This is a genomic window from Paenirhodobacter sp., assembly GCF_041916475.1.
Lineage (GTDB): Bacteria > Pseudomonadota > Alphaproteobacteria > Rhodobacterales > Rhodobacteraceae > Rhodobacter.
Map to the genome: position 1 here is coordinate 67,918 of NZ_JAYRZN010000007.1, position 19,288 is coordinate 87,205.

At 63.9% G+C, this 19,288-nt stretch carries 20 protein-coding genes; 7 read left to right on the top strand and 13 right to left on the bottom strand.

Annotated features, from left to right (window positions below):
- Positions 1–3 precede the first annotated feature (3 nt).
- Positions 4–390, top strand: coding sequence for a RidA family protein (locus ACOMG5_RS04515; protein ID WP_420342643.1), 387 nt, complete (start codon positions 4–6; stop codon positions 388–390).
- Complete coding sequence (hemW, locus tag ACOMG5_RS04520; protein ID WP_420342593.1) at positions 387–1,541, top strand: radical SAM family heme chaperone HemW; 1,155 nt, start codon at positions 387–389, stop codon at positions 1,539–1,541. Before ACOMG5_RS04515 ends, hemW begins: the two co-directional genes overlap by 4 nt.
- Here the strand turns inward: hemW and ACOMG5_RS04525 are convergent.
- The 7 genes from ACOMG5_RS04525 to ACOMG5_RS04555 form a co-directional block, all read right to left on the bottom strand.
- Positions 1,538–2,425, bottom strand: a complete 888-nt coding sequence (locus ACOMG5_RS04525; RefSeq protein WP_420342594.1) for a ParB/RepB/Spo0J family partition protein — start codon at positions 2,423–2,425, stop codon at positions 1,538–1,540. The genes hemW and ACOMG5_RS04525 overlap by 4 nt on opposite strands.
- Positions 2,426–2,428: 3 nt before the next feature.
- Positions 2,429–3,241 (bottom strand): ParA family protein, encoded by an 813-nt coding sequence (locus ACOMG5_RS04530; protein WP_420342595.1) that lies wholly within the window; start codon positions 3,239–3,241, stop codon positions 2,429–2,431.
- Positions 3,234–3,857, bottom strand: a complete 624-nt coding sequence (rsmG, locus tag ACOMG5_RS04535) for a 16S rRNA (guanine(527)-N(7))-methyltransferase RsmG (protein WP_420342596.1) — start codon at positions 3,855–3,857, stop codon at positions 3,234–3,236. The genes ACOMG5_RS04530 and rsmG overlap by 8 nt, the downstream gene beginning before the upstream one ends.
- Positions 3,854–5,716 carry a tRNA uridine-5-carboxymethylaminomethyl(34) synthesis enzyme MnmG gene (mnmG, locus tag ACOMG5_RS04540; protein ID WP_420342597.1) on the bottom strand — a complete coding sequence of 621 codons (1,863 nt, stop codon included), beginning with the start codon at positions 5,714–5,716 and terminating at the stop codon, positions 3,854–3,856. The genes rsmG and mnmG overlap by 4 nt, the downstream gene beginning before the upstream one ends.
- An 11-nt stretch (positions 5,717–5,727) precedes the next feature.
- On the bottom strand, positions 5,728–7,011 hold the full coding sequence (mnmE, locus tag ACOMG5_RS04545) for a tRNA uridine-5-carboxymethylaminomethyl(34) synthesis GTPase MnmE (protein WP_420342598.1): 1,284 nt from the start codon (positions 7,009–7,011) through the stop codon (positions 5,728–5,730).
- Positions 7,012–7,015: 4 nt separating this feature from the next.
- Positions 7,016–8,284, bottom strand: a complete 1,269-nt coding sequence (gene rho / locus ACOMG5_RS04550) for a transcription termination factor Rho (RefSeq protein WP_420342599.1) — start codon at positions 8,282–8,284, stop codon at positions 7,016–7,018.
- A gap of 122 nt (positions 8,285–8,406) precedes the next feature.
- On the bottom strand, positions 8,407–8,871 hold the full coding sequence (locus ACOMG5_RS04555) for a CopD family protein (RefSeq protein WP_420342600.1): 465 nt from the start codon (positions 8,869–8,871) through the stop codon (positions 8,407–8,409).
- Positions 8,872–9,266: 395 nt separating this feature from the next.
- Here ACOMG5_RS04555 and ACOMG5_RS04560 point away from each other — a divergent pair, with 395 nt between their 5' ends.
- From ACOMG5_RS04560 to dnaQ, 4 genes are read left to right on the top strand one after another with little or no spacing between them, the layout of a single operon-like run.
- The gene (locus ACOMG5_RS04560) at positions 9,267–9,863 is read left to right on the top strand and encodes a Maf family protein (RefSeq protein ID WP_420342601.1); all 597 of its coding nucleotides are present in this window, start codon (positions 9,267–9,269) and stop codon (positions 9,861–9,863) included.
- Positions 9,860–10,675 carry a shikimate dehydrogenase gene (locus ACOMG5_RS04565; RefSeq protein ID WP_420342602.1) on the top strand — a complete coding sequence of 272 codons (816 nt, stop codon included), beginning with the start codon at positions 9,860–9,862 and terminating at the stop codon, positions 10,673–10,675. The genes ACOMG5_RS04560 and ACOMG5_RS04565 overlap by 4 nt, the downstream gene beginning before the upstream one ends.
- Positions 10,672–11,265: a dephospho-CoA kinase gene (gene coaE / locus ACOMG5_RS04570; protein ID WP_420342603.1), complete on the top strand. Its 594-nt coding sequence runs from the start codon at positions 10,672–10,674 to the stop codon at positions 11,263–11,265. The genes ACOMG5_RS04565 and coaE overlap by 4 nt, the downstream gene beginning before the upstream one ends.
- Positions 11,258–11,947, top strand: a complete 690-nt coding sequence (gene dnaQ, locus ACOMG5_RS04575; RefSeq protein ID WP_420342604.1) for a DNA polymerase III subunit epsilon — start codon at positions 11,258–11,260, stop codon at positions 11,945–11,947. The genes coaE and dnaQ overlap by 8 nt, the downstream gene beginning before the upstream one ends.
- Here the strand turns inward: dnaQ and ACOMG5_RS04580 are convergent.
- The 6 genes from ACOMG5_RS04580 to rsfS form a co-directional block, all read right to left on the bottom strand.
- Positions 11,944–12,429 (bottom strand): RNA pyrophosphohydrolase, encoded by a 486-nt coding sequence (locus ACOMG5_RS04580; protein WP_420342605.1) that lies wholly within the window; start codon positions 12,427–12,429, stop codon positions 11,944–11,946. The two genes, dnaQ and ACOMG5_RS04580, sit on opposite strands and share 4 nt — an antisense overlap.
- 41 nt (positions 12,430–12,470) lie before the next feature.
- Complete coding sequence (locus ACOMG5_RS04585) at positions 12,471–13,865, bottom strand: S41 family peptidase (protein WP_420342606.1); 1,395 nt, start codon at positions 13,863–13,865, stop codon at positions 12,471–12,473.
- A gap of 9 nt (positions 13,866–13,874) precedes the next feature.
- Positions 13,875–15,005 (bottom strand): murein hydrolase activator EnvC family protein, encoded by a 1,131-nt coding sequence (locus ACOMG5_RS04590; RefSeq protein WP_420342644.1) that lies wholly within the window; start codon positions 15,003–15,005, stop codon positions 13,875–13,877.
- The gene (gene gpmI, locus ACOMG5_RS04595; protein ID WP_420342607.1) at positions 15,002–16,522 is read right to left on the bottom strand and encodes a 2,3-bisphosphoglycerate-independent phosphoglycerate mutase; all 1,521 of its coding nucleotides are present in this window, start codon (positions 16,520–16,522) and stop codon (positions 15,002–15,004) included. The genes ACOMG5_RS04590 and gpmI overlap by 4 nt, the downstream gene beginning before the upstream one ends.
- A gap of 71 nt (positions 16,523–16,593) precedes the next feature.
- The gene (gene rlmH, locus ACOMG5_RS04600) at positions 16,594–17,061 is read right to left on the bottom strand and encodes a 23S rRNA (pseudouridine(1915)-N(3))-methyltransferase RlmH (protein WP_420342608.1); all 468 of its coding nucleotides are present in this window, start codon (positions 17,059–17,061) and stop codon (positions 16,594–16,596) included.
- Between the two features lie 12 nt (positions 17,062–17,073).
- A complete protein-coding gene (rsfS, locus tag ACOMG5_RS04605) occupies positions 17,074–17,442 on the bottom strand; it encodes a ribosome silencing factor (protein ID WP_420342609.1) in 369 nt (122 codons plus the stop codon).
- A 398-nt stretch (positions 17,443–17,840) separates the two neighbouring features.
- On the opposite strand from rsfS, the gene leuC reads away from it, so the two are divergent.
- Entirely contained in the window at positions 17,841–19,265 is a 1,425-nt protein-coding gene (gene leuC, locus ACOMG5_RS04610) for a 3-isopropylmalate dehydratase large subunit (protein WP_420342610.1), read from the top strand.
- The last annotated feature ends 23 nt before the right edge of the window (positions 19,266–19,288 follow it).

Consider the following 19,288-nt stretch of genomic DNA (forward strand, 5'->3'; position numbering starts at 1 on the left):
CGGGTGTTCGCTGCGCGGCGCAATATTTCGGGCGGCTCGCCCTATGAGCCGAAGCTGGGCTATTCGCGCGCCGTGGTGCAGGGCGACTGGTGCTTCGTTGCCGGGACGACCGGCGCCGATCCGGTGAGCAAGACCTTCCCCGAAAGCGTGCTGGACCAGGCGCGCAACACGCTGGCTACCATCCGCGGTGTGCTGGAGGCGCAGGGCTTCGCGCTGAGCGATGTGGTGCGGGCGAACTATATCATCACCGATCCGGCCTATATGGAGGCGATCGTCCCGGCGCTTTCCGAGACCTTCGGCGAGATCCGCCCTGCGGCGACGATGATCGTGGCCGGGCTGGTCAATCCCGCGATGAAGATCGAAATCGAAGTCACGGCCTTTCGCGGATGAGCGAGGATTGGCGGCACGGCGGGTTCGGCCTGTATCTGCATTGGCCTTTCTGTGCCGCCAAATGCCCCTATTGCGATTTCAACAGCCATGTTTCGGCGACGGTGGATCAGGCCCGCTGGCAGCGCGCCTATCTGGCCGAGATCGACCGGATCGGCGCAGAGACCTCCGACCGGATCCTCAATACGGTGTTTTTCGGGGGCGGGACGCCATCCCTGATGGACCCGGAGCTGGTGCAGGCGATTCTGGACCGGGTGCGCCGTACCTGGCGCCTCTCCAACGACCTGGAGATCACGCTAGAGGCCAATCCGACCAGCATCGAGGCCGGGCGCTTTCGCGGCTATGCCGAGGCGGGCGTAAACCGGATTTCGATGGGAATGCAGGCGCTGAACGATGCCGATCTGCGCCGGCTGGGCCGGATGCATTCGGTGGCGGAGGGGCGGCGCGCCTTCGACATTGCCCGCAACCAGTTCGACCGGGTGAGCTTCGATCTGATCTATGCTCGCCAGGATCAGGATCTGAGCGCCTGGGAGGCGGAGCTGCGCGAGGCGGCAGCGATGGCGGTGGATCACTTCTCGCTCTATCAGCTGACGATCGAGGAGGGCACGGCCTTCGGCGCCCGGGCGGCTGCGGGCAAGCTGCGCGGGCTTCCGGATGATGATCTATCAGCTGATATGTACCTGAAAACACAAGATATTTGTGATTCTCTGGGGTTATCGGCTTATGAGGTCTCGAACCACGCCCGGGCCGGCGCGGAATGCCGGCACAACCTGGTTTACTGGCGCTACGGGGACTATGCCGGGATTGGCCCCGGCGCGCATGGGCGGCTGACGCTGAACGGCACGCGCATGGCAACCGATACGCCGAAAGCGCCTGCGCTTTGGCTGCAAATGGCCGAACGCGGGAATGCCGAGCTGCCGCGCGAGGCGCTGCCGCTGGAGGAACAGGCGGTGGAATTCCTGCTGTTCGGGCTGCGTCTGAGCGAGGGGATCGACCCAGATCGCTATTGCGCATTGCGCGGGCAGCCCCTGCCCTCCGGGAAGATCGCGGATCTTCAGGAGCTGGGGCTGATTACGCAGTCAAACGGGCGGCTCGCAGCCACGCGCGAAGGCCGCGCGGTGCTGAACGGTGTCATCCGCGAGCTGATGCCCTAGCGGGCATTGCTCAGCGCCTGGCAGATGCGGTCCAGCTCCTCAAAATCCGCATAAGCGACCACGACCTGACCGGATTGCGCGCCTTTTGCGGCGATGGAGACCTTCAGGCCAAGCGCGGCACTCAGATCGTTTTCCAGCGCGACGGTATCGGCATCCTTGCTGCGCGGCGCGGCGGGCGCCTTGGGCGCGGCGTCACGCGGCTTCTGTGCCAGGCGCTCAACTTCGCGCACCGAGAGGCCTTTGCTGACCGTATCCCGCGCGAGCCGGATCGGATCCAGCGCGGTAATCATCGCACGCGCGTGGCCCGCGGTAAGTTTGCCATCGCGCAGGAAATCCTGCACCTCGACCGGCAGATTCAGCAGGCGCAGCTGATTGGCGATATGGCTGCGGCTTTTCGACAGTGCCTCTGCGAGCTTTTCCTGCGTATGCCCAAAGCGATCCATCAGCTGCCGATAGCTGAGCGCCTCTTCCAGCGGGTTGAGATCGGCGCGCTGGATATTTTCGATAATCGCGACTTCCAGAACTTCGGTATCCGACAGATCGCGGATGATCACCGGAAGCTCGTGCTGTTGCGCGATTTGCGCCGCGCGCCAACGCCGCTCCCCGGCGACGATCTCGTAGTGATTGTCCTTGCGCGGATGCCGCCGCACGATCAGCGGCTGGATGACGCCCTTCTCGCGGATGGATGCCGCCAGTTCTTCGAGCCTGTCGGCATCAAACGTGCGACGCGGCTGATCCGGGTTGGGTTCGATGAATTCGATCGGCACATGCGTTTCGGCACGGCGCGGCGGCGCATTCGGTTCTTCCGGCGTCAGATAGGCATCCGCCATCAGCGCAGACAGCCCCCGCCCCAACCCGCGACGCTCCGGTTTCCTGTCGTTCATGCCTCAGCTCCGCTGCTGTGCCGCACCATGACGGCCAATGAGTTCCTGCGCCAGAGCGCGATAGGCCTCCGCCCCACGCGAGGACGAATCGTAATTCAGAACCGGCATCGCATAGGAGGGCGCCTCCGATACGCGCACGTTGCGCGGAATCATCGTCCGGAACACGAGCTCGCCCAGCGTCGCGCGCGCATCCGCCTCGACCTGCTGGGAGAGATTGTTGCGAACATCGTACATCGTCAAGACGACACCTTCGATCCGCAGATCGCGATTGGCCTGACGAACCTCCCGGATGGTGAGCATCAGTTGCGAGAGCCCCTCCAGCGCGAAGAATTCCGCCTGCAGCGGCACCAGTACCGAATGGGCGGCGACCATGGCGTTCACCGTCAGCTGGCTCAGCGATGGCGGGCAATCTATGAGGATGTAATCCAGTGCGAAGCGATCGATTTCAGGCTGGCGGAGCGCATCATGCAGAAGGAAGCTGCGTTTTTCGTTGGAAACCAGCTCCATATCGGCCGAGGAGAGATCCGTGGTCGCCGGGCAAATCAACAGGCCCTCAATCGCGGTATCGCGCACCACTTCGGCAAGAGGCGCATCATCGAGGAGCAGATCATAGGTGCTCAGGGTGCGGTTTTCGACTTCGACACCGAGCCCGGTGGACGCATTCCCCTGCGGGTCGAGATCGACGAGAAGGACGCGGCAGCCGCGCTCGGCAAGCGCGGCGGCCAGATTGATCGCCGTCGTTGTTTTGCCTACCCCACCTTTCTGGTTGGCGACGGCAATGATTCGCGCGCCCACAGGCCTGCTTGGATCAGACACGCTGAACTCCTTCGACTTCCAGAATGACGGCATCGGGATCTGTGGCACTCCGATGTGGCGTATAGGTGAACCGCCAGCTTTTTTGCGCTTCGGCGCATTCGTCACGCCAACGCTTCCCCTTTGGAAACAGGCAGCGCCCATTCTCAGAGAGATGACGCTCCGCAAAGCCCAGCAGATCAACTAGCGGCGCCAGAGCCCTGGCACTGAGAACATCCGCATTTAGCGGGGGAACGTTCTCGATGCGTTGCGCCTTCACGGCAATCGAAAGGCCGAGTGCATTGGCTGTAGTGGCAAGAAATGCGGCCTTTCGGCCATCACTTTCAACCAATGTGATGCGCAGATCAGGTCTCTGTTCGGCGGCGAGGATCGCGACGACCAAGCCAGGAAAGCCGCCCCCACTGCCGAGATCGGCCCAGCTGAGGCTATCCGCCGGCATCAGGGCAAATATCTGTGCCGAATCAAGAAAATGCCGGGTCCAGAGTCGATCCACGGTCTGGGGTGAAACGAGATTGATCGCCGCATTCCATTTTCGCAACGTGGCATCGTAGCTTTCCAGCCGAGCCAATGTTTCACGTGAAACATCGATGGCGGCGCAAAACGCTTCCTTCCCGATCATGCGGTGGCGACTCGCTTCGCCTGCCGCAGCCGCGCGAGGACAAGGGCCAGCGCAGCAGGAGTAACCCCATCGACGCGGCCCGCCTGCGCGAGGTTCTGAGGCCGCGCACGCGAAAGCTTCAGCTTCAGCTCGTTCGACAGGCCCTGCAGCGCCGCGTAATCGAATTCTGCTGGAATTTCCCAATGCTCATCGCGTTTGAGCGCAGCAACGTCCTGCTCCTGACGCTCAATGTAGTTCGCATAAAGCGCATCACGCGACAGCTGCTCCGCCGTCTCCGAGGAAAGTTCCTCGAGCTTCGGGAACGCCCGGGCGATGTCGCTGAAGGTGATATCAGGGAAAGACAGAAGCGCAAATGCGCTCCGCCGGGCGCCATCCTGATTCACCTTCAGGCCATGCGCGACCGCCTCCTTCGGCGTCAGGGTCAGGGATTCGAGTAGCTCGCGTCCAGACGTCAGCGTAGCCATTTTCGATTCGAACGCGGCTTTTCGCGCGCTACCAACACAGCCAAGATCCAGCCCGAACTCGGTGAGCCGCTGATCGGCATTGTCGGCCCGCAGAGAAAGCCGGAATTCGGCCCGGGAAGTAAACATACGGTAAGGCTCGGCAACACCGCGCGTCACCAGATCATCGATCATGACCCCAATGTAGCTCTTGGTCCGACTGAACGTGACTGAATCGCGCCCGAGTGCGGCCAATGCGGCATTAAGGCCCGCAACCAAGCCCTGCGCGGCGGCCTCTTCATATCCCGTCGTCCCATTGATCTGCCCAGCCAGATACAGGCCTCGCTGGTCTCGCAATTCAAGGGTCGGGGCCAGCGCGCGCGGGTCCACGAAATCATACTCGATCGCGTATCCGGGCTGCAGGATCCGGACGTTTTCGAGTCCCTTGATTGATCGAACGTAGGCCTCCTGAACATCTACGGGCAAAGACGTGGAGATACCGTTTGGATAAACCGTGTCATCGTCCAGACCTTCAGGCTCAAGGAAGACCTGATGAGAGTCCTTATCGGCGAAGCGAACGACCTTATCCTCGATCGAGGGGCAATAGCGCGGCCCGACCCCTTCAATATGCCCCCCATACATGGCCGATCGCGAGAGGTTATCGCGAATAACGTCATGCGTGCGGGTATTTGTATGGGTGATTCCGCAGGCAATTTGCCGCGCGAAGGGCTTCCGATGCAGGAAGCTGAACAGCGTCGGATCGTCATCTCCCGGCTGCGTTTCCAAAACGGACCAGTCGATTGTCTTGCCGTCGAGGCGCGGAGGCGTTCCTGTTTTCAGCCTTCCAAGCGGGAGCGACAGATCGCGAAGGCGGTCAGCAAGCGCAATCGAAGGCCGGTCGCCAATACGGCCGCCCGGCTGGCGCTGATCTCCGATATGGATCACCCCATGCAGGAAGGTACCGGTGGTCAGAACCACGGCCGCCGCGCCTATCCGCGCCCCATCCCCGAGGACCACGCCGGCGACCTGACCGGATGAGACGATCAGATCTGAAACCTCAGCCTCGATGACCTCAAGGTTCGGCTGCGCTGCGGTAAAGGCTTGCATCGTTTCGCGATAGATCTTGCGATCTGCCTGCGCCCGGGGACCCTGCACTGCCGGCCCCTTGCGCCGGTTCAGCAGGCGAAACTGAATGCCGGCATGGTCCGCGGCGCGTCCCATCACCCCGTCCAGCGCATCAATTTCGCGCACCAGATGGCCCTTACCGAGGCCACCAATCGCAGGGTTACAGGACATGACCCCGATCGCGTCGCGTCGCAGGGTAACAAGCGCCGTCTTTGCGCCCATGCGCGCAGCTGCATGTGCAGCTTCGGTCCCGGCGTGTCCACCGCCAACGACGATCACGTCAAAATGTTTCACGTGAAACACCCCTACTTGCCGATGCAGAAGCTCGCGAAAATCTCGTCAAGCAGATGCTCTACATCCACCCGCCCAACGAGCGATTCCAGCGCGCGGGCTGCTTGACGCAACCCCTCCGCCGCCAGTTCCGCCCTGTCGGACCCGCGCAATACCTCATTTCGCGCCGATTCCAAAGCATCAAATGCGCGTGACATGGCATGCCTGTGCCGCTCTCGGGTCATGACGCCGCTGCCCGCCGCCCGTTCGGCCAGACGCCGCGTTATCTCGGCAACCAGAGCATCGACGCCTTCTCCGGTTTTCCCCGAGACAGACAAGCCAACGCGGGATCCGAGATCCGCCTTGCCGTGGACGACCAGATCATCCGCTTGCGGCGCAATCAGGGGGACTTCCAGCCCATCCAGGAGAAAAACGCGCAGATCGGCGCACTCAGCCCGTTGCAGCGCACGCTCTACCCCAATCGCTTCGACGGTATCATCCGTATCGCGAAGCCCAGCCGTGTCCAGCAAGGTAACGGCGAGCCCGCCGAGATCCATCCGAACCTCGATCACATCTCGCGTCGTACCCGCGACTTCCGACGTAATCGCGGCCTCCCGGCCTGCCAGCGCATTCAGAAGTGTCGATTTTCCCGCATTTGGCCGGCCGACAATGGCCACCTCGAAGCCTTCACGCACCCTCTCCGCCGCCCCGACCCGGCCGATTTCCTGCCGCAAAGCGCGCATCACCGCATCGATCAGCGTGGTGACCTCCGGCGTGACATCAACAGGTACATCCTCGTCGGCAAAGTCGATCGTCGCTTCCAGCAGCGCCGCCGCGCGGATCAACTGGTTGCGCCACCCCTCCACCACCTTGCCAACGGCACCAGACAAAACCGCAAGGGCCTGCTTTCTTTGAGATTCAGTCTCGGCGTCAATCAGATCCGAAAGGCCTTCGACCTGTGCCAGGTCCAGCCGGCCATTTTCCAGCGCCCGTCGGGTAAATTCTCCCGGTTCCGCCAGCCGCAGCCCCTCCATCCGGCCCAGACCGCGCAACACGGCCGTTACCGTGGCAATGGCGCCATGAATATGGAGCTCGGCCACATCTTCACCGGTAAAGCTGGCGCCCGCCTCGAAACACAGCACCAACGCCTCATCGAGCGCCTCACCCTCGAGCCGCAGGTGCCGCAATCCGGCCTGCCGTGGCTCTGGCAGCTGACCGGCCAATGCCCGCGCCGCATCCCAGGCCCGCGGGCCGGAAATGCGAATGACGGCGACGCCCGCCTTTCCGCGGGCCGTCGCCTGGGCAAAGATCGTGTCCATGGCCTCAGCCGTTCATCGAATCGAAGAATTCGCCGTTGGTTTTAGTCTGTTTCAGCTTGGAAATCAGGAACTCGATCGCATCCGTGGTGCCCATCGGGTTCAGAATGCGGCGCAGCAGGTAGGTCTTCTGCAGATCCTTCTGATCGACCAGCAGGTCTTCCTTCCGCGTACCGGATTTCAGGATGTCCATCGCCGGGAACACGCGCTTGTCGGCGACCTTGCGGTCCAGCACGATTTCGGAGTTCCCGGTGCCCTTGAACTCTTCGAAAATCACCTCGTCCATCCGCGAGCCGGTATCGATCAGCGCGGTCGCGATGATCGTGAGCGAACCGCCCTCTTCGATGTTCCGCGCGGCGCCAAAGAAGCGCTTCGGGCGCTGCAGCGCATTCGCATCGACACCGCCGGTCAACACCTTGCCCGAGGACGGCACCACCGTGTTGTAGGCCCGGCCGAGGCGCGTGATCGAATCGAGCAAGATCACCACGTCGCGTTTGTGCTCCACTAGGCGCTTAGCCTTCTCGATCACCATCTCCGCCACGGCAACGTGCCGCGAGGCGGGCTCATCGAAAGTCGAGGAAATCACTTCGCCCTTCACCGAGCGCTGCATATCCGTCACTTCTTCCGGCCGCTCGTCGATCAGCAGGACGATCAGATAGCATTCCGGGTGATTGTTCGCGATCGAATGCGCGATATTCTGCAGAAGAACCGTCTTACCCGTTCGCGGCGGCGCCACGATCAGGCTCCGCTGGCCCTTCCCGATCGGCGCAACCAGGTCGATGATCCGTGCCGAACGGTCCCGGATCGTCGGATCCTCGATTTCCATCTTCAGCCGCTCGTCCGGATAGAGCGGCGTCAGGTTGTCGAAGGCGACCTTGTGGCGCGCACGCTCCGGCTCCTCGAAGTTGATCCGCTCCACCGCGGTGAGCGCGAAGTAGCGCTCATTCTCGCCGGGCGCGCGGATGATCCCCTCCACCGTATCGCCGGTGCGCAGCGAATACTGCCGGATCATCTCGGGGCTGACGTAAATGTCGTCCGGGCCGGGCAGATAGTTCGCTTCAGTGGAGCGCAGGAAGCCAAACCCGTCCTGCAGCACTTCCAGAACCCCGTCGCCGCCGATTTCCACGCCTTCCTCGGCATGTTCCTTCAGCAGCTGGAACATCATCTCGCCCTTGCGCATGGTCGAGGCATTCTCGATCTCCCAGTCCTCGGCCATCGCCAGCAGGTCCTTGGGGCTTTTCGCCTTGAGATCGGAAAGGTTGAGACGTTCGGTCATGGATACATCCATCGGGCGCCAAAGTGGCGCGTAAAAAAAGGCGTGCAGGCTGAAACCGGACGGCCGGACGGCCGGGGCTGCCTCCGCAGATAAGCGCTCAGGCGCAGCGAGTCAACAAATCCTCAGAATTTCACGATCACCGCGCAGACGATCGCGATCATCAGCAGGGTCGGGATTTCGTTCATCAGCCGCCATTGCCGGCCGGTGCGGTGGTTTTCCCCGCGCGCGAATTGCCGCCGCGCGCGGGCAAGAACCATGTGAAATCCGGTCATGCCCAGAACACCCGCAGCCTTCACCCAGGGCCAGAGGCTGGACCAATCGACGATGCCGGGCGTCGCGACCAGCGCCAGCCCGAAAACCCAGCTCGAGACCATCGCAGGGTTCATGATCGCGCGCAGGAGCAAGCGTTCCTGATGCTGAAACAGCAGATCCATGTCGGATCCGCGACTGACGCCCTGCTTTCGTAGCCCCTCGACGTGATACACATAGAGCCGCGGCAGGTAGAACAGCCCGGCCATCCACGCCAGTACCGACATGACGTGAAACGCCTTCACCCAAGGGTAAACACTCGCGAGAAAGTCGGTCATCTGGGGTCTCCTGCAGCCGCCATCTTCTTAAAGAATATAAAAAGAAAAGAAAGATGATGATGTATTAGGCCCTGTGGATAATGTGGATTACTGGTTTCTCCCCGCTTCATCCACAGCCGGGACGAAATCCGGCGCTGCAGCGCAAAATCTGTGGAAAGACAAAAACAGAATATTTTTTCAATGTGTTGCACGACTCGCTTCGGTGAATAAATCCGTGCGGAGTCACGGGATGTTCGCGTGAGTCCCTGAAGTTTTCCCCCGCACGGGGATAACCGCATCGACAGGGGGAGAGTCCGCTTTCGTTCCTTGACAAACCCTGCCCGCTCCGTGGAGGAAAAATCGGTCCCGGGTTTGTCCCCGCGGACTCCCACCCAGTTCTCCCGGGAGTTGTCCACATGGCAAATCTGATCCTGGCATCTGCCTCCGAGGTCCGCGCGCAGTTGCTGCGTAATGCGGGCCTGCCGGTGGAGATCATACCCGCCCGTATTGACGAAGAAGCCATTCGCCCCGCGCTGGAGGCGGAGGGCGCCACGCCGCGCGATATTGCGGATGCTCTTGCAGAGATGAAGGCTGCGAAAATTTCCGCGAAATATCCGGGCGCGGTGGTTCTCGGTGCCGATCAGATACTTGAATTAAAAGGGCAAATATTCTCGAAGCCGGATAGGTCCGAGACCGCGGTGGCGCAGCTTCTGGCCCTCTCCGGCCAGACGCACCGGCTTCTGAGCGCGCTGGTCGTCTGCCGAGATGGTGCGCCGGTGTGGCGCCACACCGGCGAAGTGCGGCTGACCATGCGCCGCCTGTCGGAGCCCTTCATCCGCGAGTATGTGGCCCGGAACTGGGAGAGTATCCGCTGGTCTGTCGGCGGCTATAAGCTGGAGGAGGAGGGCGTCACGCTTTTCTCCGCCATCGAAGGGGATTACTTCTCGGTGCTGGGCCTGCCGCTGATCCCGTTCCTGAACTGGCTGCATGTGCGAGGAGAGCTGAAAACATGAAAATCCCGCTGGCCGGTGTCATCGGCGCACCGATCGGGCATTCGCGCTCCCCTGCCCTGCATGGCTACTGGCTGCGCCATTATGGCATCCGTGGCCATTACATCCCGATGGAGGTGGCGCCGGGGGATCTGGCGCAAGTTCTGGCGGCTCTGCCGAAGGCGGGTTTCGTGGGCTGCAATATCACCATCCCGCATAAGGAGGCCGCCCTCGCGCTGGCCGACCAGGTATCGGATGACGTACGGCGGATCGGCGCGGCCAATACGCTCAGCTTCACGGCAGATGGCATCCATGCCGATAATACCGATGGCTATGGCTTTATCGCCAATCTGCGCAGCGGTGCGCCGGATTGGGATCCGGCGGCGGGCCCGGCGGCAGTGATCGGCGCCGGTGGTGCGGCGCGGGCGATCGTGGTGGCGCTGCGCGATGCCGGCTGCCCGGAAATACGGATCACGAACCGCACCGATGCGCGCGCGGCCGCGCTGGCCGAAGAATTCGGGCTGCGGGCCCTGCCCTGGGGGCAGCGGGGCGATAGTCTCGATGGTGTGGCGCTGGCGGTAAACACGTCGTCGATGGGCATGGCGGGCAAAGACGCTTTCGACGTCCCGCTCGATGCCTTGCCGCCCGAAGCCGTCGCGACGGATATCGTCTATACCCCGCTGATCACGCCGTTCCTGGCTGCTGCACAGGCGCGCGGCTGTCCGATTGTTGACGGATTGGGGATGCTCCTGCATCAGGCCGCGCCCGGGTTCCGCCGCTGGTTCGGGCATCGGCCGGAGGTCACGCCGGCTTTGCGCAACGCAGTCCTGGCATGAGGCCGTTTCTTCTCGGCCTTACTGGCTCCATCGGCATGGGGAAATCCACCACCGCGCGGATGTTCGCCGAAGAAGGTGTCCCGGTCTGGGATGCGGATGCGGTGGTGCATGCGCTCTATGCCAAGGGGGGCGCCGCTGTGGCGCCGGTGGCGCAGGCCTTCCCGGGCGTGGCTCTGGACGGCGCAATCGACCGCCCCCGCCTGCGGGAGGCTCTCGCGTGTAATAAACAGTCTCTATCCCGGCTGGAAAGCATCGTTCATCCGCTCACAGCCGCCGCGCGCGAAGCCTTCATCGCGGCGCATGCCCAGGCTGATCTGATCCTCCTCGATATCCCGCTTCTGTTTGAAACCGGAGCAAACAAACTCTGCGATGCCGTGCTTGTGGTGTCGGCTCCGGCGGAGGTGCAGCGGGCGCGGGTGCTGGAACGGGGCACGATGTCCTCCGAACAGCTCGATCTGATCCTTCAGCGCCAGCTTCCCGATGCGCAGAAGCGGGCTCGGGCCGATCATGTGATCGAAACGCTGACCCTTGAGGGCACCCGCGCCGCCGTGCGAGAATTGATCGCCCGGATCAGGAGCCAGCATGCGTGAAATTGTTCTCGATACAGAAACGACAGGGTTCGAGCCTTCGGAGGGCCACCGGATCGTGGAAATCGGCGCGGTGGAGCTGTTCAACCATGTGCCCACCGGAAAAACCTATCACCAATACATCAACCCCGAGCGCGACATGCCAACGGAGGCCTTCCAGGTCCATGGCATCAGCGAGGAGTTCCTGCGCGACAAGCCGGTCTTTGCGCAGATCGCGCAGGATTTCCTGGATTTCATCGGCCCCGAATCAAAGCTCGTGATCCACAACGCGGCCTTCGACGTGAAATTCCTGAATGCCGAGCTGTCCTGGGTCAAAAAACCTCTGATCGAGCCCGCCCGCGCGATCGACACGCTGATGATGGCGCGGCGCAAATTTCCGGGCTCCCCGGCCTCGCTCGATGCGCTTTGCCGCCGCTTCGGCATCGACAATTCGTCGCGCACGCTGCACGGGGCCTTGCTCGACTCCGAAATCCTGGCGGATGTCTATCTGGAGCTGATCGGCGGGCGGCAGCCCGTGTTCGGCCTCAGCATCGAGCCAAGCCGCGCGCAGTCAGCCGCGGTGGAGGAAGACTGGCGCCCGCGTCCGCGCCCGGTGCCGCTCCCGTCCCGGCTGAGCCAGGCGGAGGCCGACGCGCATCAGGCCTTCATCGCAAAAATGGGTGAAAAGTCGATCTGGCTGCGTTAACGCAGCCAGTTGCGAAACTCGGAGAACACCTGCTCGTAGACCGGCCGCTTGAACGGCACGATCGACTCCAGCACTTCGGCATGGCTTTTCCAGGCCCAGACCGAGAATTCCGGATGCTCGGTCTGAATATCCACGTCGCTATCCGCCCCAAGGAAGCGGAACAGGAACCATTTCTGTTTCTGCCCGCGGTACTTACCCTTCCAGACCTTGCCCAGCAATTCGGGCGGCAGGTCATAGGTGACCCAGTCGGTCGTCTTGGCGAGCTTCTCAACCAGCTCCGCCCGCACCCCGGTCTCTTCCCAGAGCTCGCGCAACGCTGCTTCGCCGGGCTTCTCCCCCGCATCGATGCCCCCCTGCGGCATCTGCCAGGCCGGAACCGGGCTGTCGATCCGTTGCCCGGCAAAGACCAGGCCCTGAGGGTTCAGCAGGACCACCCCGGCACAGGGCCGATAGGGCAGCGCATCGCGTTCTTCGGGTGTCATCACTCTGTTCCGTAAAAAGGGGGCCCGAAGGCCCCCGGAGGTCAGTTGGATTTCTTCGCGGGCGCCGGGGCCGGCACAGGCACCGGCTTTGCCGCGGCCTGTGCGCCTTCATTGCCGAGGACAGACAGGCCCTTGATGATATCGAGCGCATAGGCGAGCTGATAATCCTCGAGGCGCAGCTTCGCCGCGGCTTCCGCTTTCTCGATATCTTCCTGATATTGCTTCTTTTCCTCGTCGGTCATCGAATCGTTCGACAGGATGCCGCGCAGATCGGCCTCGGACCGGGTCTTCACCGTATCCTTGTCCTGATCCTCCTCGCCCGCGGGCACCGGATCGGGCTGCTGCACCACCACATCGGGCGCGATGCCCAGAGCCTGGATCGAGCGCCCCGAGGGCGTGTAGTAGCGCGCCGTGGTCAGGCGCATGGCACCCTCGCCCTTGATCGGGATCACGGTCTGCACCGAACCCTTGCCGAAGCTCTTGGTGCCCACGACGATCGCGCGGTGATGATCCTGCAGTGCGCCGGTGACGATTTCGGACGCCGAAGCCGAGCCGCCGTTGATCAGAACCACGATCGGCTTGCCCTCGGCCAGATCGCCGGCGGTGGCGTTGAAGCGCTCGCTGTCTTCGGGCTTGCGGCCGCGGGTCGAGACGATCTCGCCCTTGTCGAGGAAGGCATCGGAAACCGCGATCGCCTGCGTGAGCAGCCCGCCTGGATTGTTGCGCAGGTCGAGCACGATCCCGTCGACCTTGTCCATGCCGCCCGCGTCTGCCACGGCCTTCTTCAGGCTGTCTTGCAGGTTCGGGAAGGTCTGGTCGTTGAAGGTGGTGATCCGCAGCACCGCGGTCTTGCCTTCCAGCCGCCCGCGCACCGCGGTGAGCTTGATCGTGTCGCGGGTCATGGTCACGTCGAACGGGTCCTGCGTGCCCTTGCGCACCACGGTCACGGTGATCTCGCTGCCCACCGGGCCGCGCATCTTGTCCACCGCCTGATCGAGGGTCAGGCCCATCAGGCTCTCGCCGTTCACCTGGGTGATATAATCCCCGGACTGGATCCCGGATTGGGCGGCGGGCGTGCCGTCCATCGGCGACACGACCTTCACCAAGCCGTCTTCCTGCGTGACCTCGATCCCGAGCCCGCCGAAGGAACCGCGGGTCTGGACCTTCATGTTGTCGTAATCGTCGGGCGGCATGTAGCTCGAATGCGGGTCGAGCGAGCTCAGCATCCCGTTGATCGCGGCCTCGACCAGCTTCTTGCTGTCGACCTGCTCCACATAGTCCTGGCGGATCCGCTCGAACACATCCCCGAACAGGTCGAGCTGTTCATAGACAGAGGCCGGCTTGGCCGCGTCTTGCGCCAGCAGCGGTGCGACCTGAGACGAGATCAGCACCCCCGCGACGGTACCGCCAAGCGCGGCCATGACGAATTTTCTCATTCCCAACCTTCAGTCTTTCGTCTGGGTGAACCACTCAGCGGGGTTCACGGGCGTCTTGCCCTTCCTGAGTTCCAAATAAAGCGTCTCCGAACGGTCGGCGCCACCACCATTCTGTGCGGCTTTTACGAAATCCGCACCGAATTCCTGCGCGGCGGGTTCGGATCCGCCCATCAAACCGACCGGCGTCCCCCGCGGGAGCACGTCGCCCACCTCACCATAGACGGTGCCAAGCCCCGCCAGAACCAGAAGATAGCCCTGCGCCGGCTCCAGAATCATCACATTTCCGTAGTCGAGCAGCGGCCCGCGGTAGCGGATCGTCGCGGGCCAGGGTGTGGTCACCAATGTGGCGGGTGCTGCGGCAATCACCAGGCCCGGGCGCCGGATCCCGGCCGCGTCGGCCTCGTTGAAGCCGCGCAGCACCGATCCCATCACCGGCATCGGCAGGCTGCCCTTGGCTCCGGCGAAATCCTCGCGCGGGGGGCCGATATCGCTGTCGAGGCCGGCCACGCCGGTCGCGAAGGCCTCCAGCGTATCGGCGCTGCTGACCAGCTGGCGCAGCTCCTCGGGTTCTTCCAGATAGCGTTTGGGCAGCGCACTGCGGTCTGAAATCGCCTGCGCGAGCGCGGTACGGGCGTTCTGCACCGAGGCGAGCCCGCCCTCCAATACCTGCGCCGCATTCGCCTGCACGCTGCGCAGCTCGCGGATCTCCTCGAGCGACGTGCGCATTTTCTCCGCTTCGGCCTCGAGTGCCGGGGTCACCGTGCCCATCACCATCCCCGAGCGCGCTGACCCGACAGCCCCGGCCGGATGCAGCAGCAGCAGCGGCCCCTCGGATTGCTGCATGGTGCTCATCACGCCCAGCAGCCGGCCCACCTGCGCGCGCTTCGCGTTGAAGCCCTTCTCGATCTCCTGCTCGCGGATCGCGGCGCGCCGCAGCCCGTCGCGCAGTGCCGCGAGGCCGCGTTCATAGGCGGTGATGGTGGTAGTCAGCGCCGCCACCCGGTCCGCCTTGGTCTGCGCGGCATCGAGCTCCGCGATCGCGCCGCGCAGGTCATCCGCGGCCTTCAGCGCCGCATCCGTTGCCGGATTGGCCGCGGCCAGCGAGGCCGAAAGCAGCCAGATCGCGAAGGCCCGCATCAGCGCACGATCAGCGTCTTGCCGGTCATTTCTGGCGGAAGCGGCAGCTGCATCAGGTCGAGCAGCGTCGGCGCCAGATCCGCCAGCCGCCCGGGCCGCAGGCTCACGCCCGCGGGCCCGCCCACCAGCGCCACCGGCACCAGGTTCGTGGTATGCGCCGTATGAGGCCCGCCCGTCACCGGGTCGATCATGGTTTCGCAATTGCCGTGATCGGCGGTGATGATCATGGCGCCCCCGGCCTGGTTCAGCGCGGCGATGACCCGGCCGATGTCGCGGTCGATCTCCTCGCAGGCCTGAATCGCGGCGGGCAGGCTGCCGGTATGACCGACCATGTCGGGGTTGGCATAGTTCACCACGATCAGGTCGTAGCCATGCGCGATCGCCTCGACGAACCGCTCGGTCACCTCGGGCGCGCTCATCTCCGGCTGCAGGTCATAGGTCGCGACCTTGGGCGATTTCGGCATCGTCCGGTCCTCGCCGGGCCAGGGGGCCTCTTTGCCGCCGTTGAGGAAGAAGGTCACATGCGGGTATTTTTCCGTCTCGGCGCAGTGAAACTGGGTAAGCCCCTGTTTCGAAACCCATTCCGCCAGGGTATTGACGATGTCACGCTTCGGATAGGCGGTCTCCATATAGGCGTTGTGCGCCACCGAATATTCGACCATCCCCAGCATTGCAGACCAGTCCGGCCGCCCGGCGACGTCGATCTCCGCAAATCCCGGCTCGGCCAGCGCCCGCAGGATCTCGCGGGCGCGATCCGCGCGGAAGTTCAGGCAGAAGAAGCCATCGCCATCCTCGGCCCCGGCATAATCGCCGATCACCGTGGGCTGGATGAATTCGTCCATCTCTTTCTTGGCATAGCTTTGTGCCACCGCCTCGGCCGGGGTTTCGGCATGGAGCCCCGCCGCATCCACGATCGCCTCATAGGCGCGCCCCACCCGCTCCCAGCGGTTGTCGCGGTCCATCGCCCAATAGCGCCCGATCACCGTGCCGACGCTGGCGCCCTTCGGTATCCGGGCCACAAAATCGTCGATGAAACGCGCGGCGGAATCGGGGGCCACGTCGCGGCCATCGGTGATCGCATGCACCACGACCGGCACGCCCGCATCGGTCAGCGCCTTGCAGGCCGCCAGCGTATGCGTGATGTGGCCATGCACGCCGCCATCGGAAATCACCCCGAACAGATGCGCCCTGCCCTTCGCGGCCTTCACCTTCTCGGTGAACCGCAGGATCGCCTCATTACGGAAAAAGCTGCCATCCTCGATTGCGAGGTCGATCTGGCCCAGATCCATCGCCACCACCCGGCCCGCGCCGATATTGGTATGGCCCACTTCGGAATTGCCCATCTGCCCGGTCGGCAGGCCGACATCGGGACCGAAGGTGATCAGCGTCGATTTCGGGCAGGTGCCGAAAACCTTGTCCAGGTTCGGGGTATGCGCCAGCGCCGGCGCATTGCCTTCGGTCTCGGCGCGCTCGCCCCAGCCGTCGAGAATGCACAGAACCACGGGTTTCGGAACGGACATCGGGGCCTCCTGCGGATTGTCGCCCCCTGTTTACGCGCCCCGCGCCCGCGCCACAACGGCTACGCGCGCAATCACACGCGATGATAGGGGGTTCCGGCGAGGATCTGCCCCGCGCGATACAGCTGCTCGGCCAGCATCACCCTTACCAGCATATGCGGCCAGACCATCCGCCCGAAGCTCAGCGACCAGTCCGCCCGCGCGCGCAGGCCGGGTGCAATGCCGTCGGCGCCACCGATCACGAAGGCCACATCGCGCGCGCCATCGCGCCATCCGCCGAGGCGGGCTGCGAAATCGGGGGAGGACACCAGATCGCCGCGCTCATCGAGCGTCACCAGCAGCGCGCCCGCGGGCACCGCGCGCTCCAGCAGCGCGGCCTCCGCCTCCATGCCGAGGTTCTTCTTGTCCTCGACCTCATGGATCGCGGCCGGGCCGAGGCCCATCGACCGCCCCGCCTTGTTGAAGCGATCGAGGTAATCCTCGATCAGCGTCAACTCGGGGCTCTTGCGCAGCCGTCCGACTGCGCAGATCGTCACTTTCATCCGGGTCGTGGATCAGACGCGGCTGCCCGTGGGCATCCACATCTTCTCCAGCTGGTAGAATTCGCGTACTTCGGGGCGGAACACATGGACGATCACGTCCTGCGTGTCGATCAGGACCCAGTCGCCCTGCTCCTTGCCCTCGATCTTGCTGTTGCGGCCGAAATCTTCCTTCAGCCGCTCGACCAGCTTCTCGGCGATGGCGCCGACCTGCCGCGAGGACCGCCCGGAGCAGATCACCATGTAATCCGCAATCGACGAGCGCCCGCGCAGGTCGATCGTGATGATGTCTTCCGCCTTGTCGTCGTCGAGGGAAGAAAGCACGCGCGCCAGGATCTGATCGCTCGTCGCATCGGCACCCGCGGTGATGGGACCGGCCGTCATGGGTGCCGCCTTTGCGTCGGAAATGCCCGCCGCTGCATATGGTTGAGACAGGACATTGTCCTCCGAAGGTTCGCGCGCCGCCGCCGCCCCGGCGCAGGGCTGTGCCTGCAGTCTATCATATCGGGCCGGAATCTCAATGCGGCCCGGCACGGCGGGGCCCCTGCGCGGTTAGGTCAGGCGCGCTGCCATGAACAATTCTTGCGCGGAATCGCCGGGCGGCCTATATGCGGGCCATGATCATGGTGTTCGATATCGTTGAACGCGTCCGCCTGTCGGAGCGCTTCATCGGCGAAAGCCGCTCCGCCCTCGCCCGACTTTGACGTCGCGCGGGGCCTTTGCCGCCCCATGCCGTCCGGCCAGAGCCGGAACCCCCTTCAGAGCCATCGAGAGAGAGAGCCATGTCCGCTCCGAAAACGCTGTATGACAAGATCTGGGACGCGCATGTCGTCTCGCAGGACGAAGACGGCACCTGCCTGCTGTATATCGACCGCCACCTGGTCCATGAAGTGACCAGCCCGCAGGCCTTCGAGGGCCTGCGCATGGCGGGGCGCAAGGTGCGCGCGCCGGAAAAGACCATCGCCGTGCCCGACCACAACGTGCCCACGACCGAGGGCCGCGAGACCCATATCGAAAACGAGGAATCGCGGATCCAGGTCGATACGCTGGACAAGAACGCCCGCGAATTCGGTATCAACTACTATCCGGTGACCGATATCCGCCAGGGCATCGTGCATATCGTCGGCCCCGAACAGGGCTGGACCCTGCCCGGCATGACGGTGGTGTGCGGAGACAGCCACACCGCCACCCACGGCGCCTTCGGCGCGCTGGCGCATGGGATCGGCACCTCTGAGGTGGAGCATGTTCTGGCCACGCAGACGCTGATCCAGAAGAAATCGAAGAACATGAAGGTGGAGATCACCGGCCATCTGCGCCCGGGTGTGACCGCGAAAGACATCACCCTCGCCGTCATCGGCAAGACCGGCACTGCGGGCGGCACCGGCTATGTCATCGAATATTGCGGCGAGGCGATCCGCGCGCTGAGCATGGAAGGCCGGATGACGGTCTGTAACATGGCGATCGAGGGGGGCGCGCGCGCCGGTCTGATCGCGCCTGATGAGACCACCTTCGCCTATGTGAAGGGCCGCCCGCATGCGCCCAAAGGCGCGCAATGGGAGGCTGCGCTGAACTGGTGGCGCACGCTCTTCACCGATGAGGGCGCGCAGTTCGACAAGGTCGTCACCATCCGCGGCGAGGATATCGAGCCGGTGGTGACCTGGGGCACCTCGCCCGAGGACGTGCTGCCGATCACCGGCACCGTGCCCGCGCCCGAGGATTTCCAGGGCGGCAAGATCGATGCCGCGCGGCGGTCGCTGGAATACATGGACCTGACGCCGGGCATGAAGCTCACCGACATCAAGATCGACGCGGTGTTCATCGGCTCGTGCACCAACGGCCGGATCGAGGATCTGCGCGCCGCGGCCGAAATCCTGAAGGGCCGCCACATCGCGCCGGGCGTGCGCGGCATGGTGGTGCCGGGCTCGGGGCTGGTGCGGCTGCAGGCCGAGGAAGAGGGCCTCGACAAGGTGTTTACCGATGCCGGGTTCGAGTGGCGCCTGGCGGGCTGCTCGATGTGCCTCGCGATGAACCCGGACCAGCTGTACCCGGGCGAGCGCTGCGCCTCGACCTCGAACCGCAACTTCGAGGGCCGTCAGGGCCGCAATGGCCGTACCCACCTCGTCAGCCCGGCGATGGCGGCGGCGGCGGCGATCACCGGCCACCTGACCGATGTGCGCACCCTGATCGGCGCGGCCGAATTCGCGTGACGGATGCGTGGTTTGCGGTACCC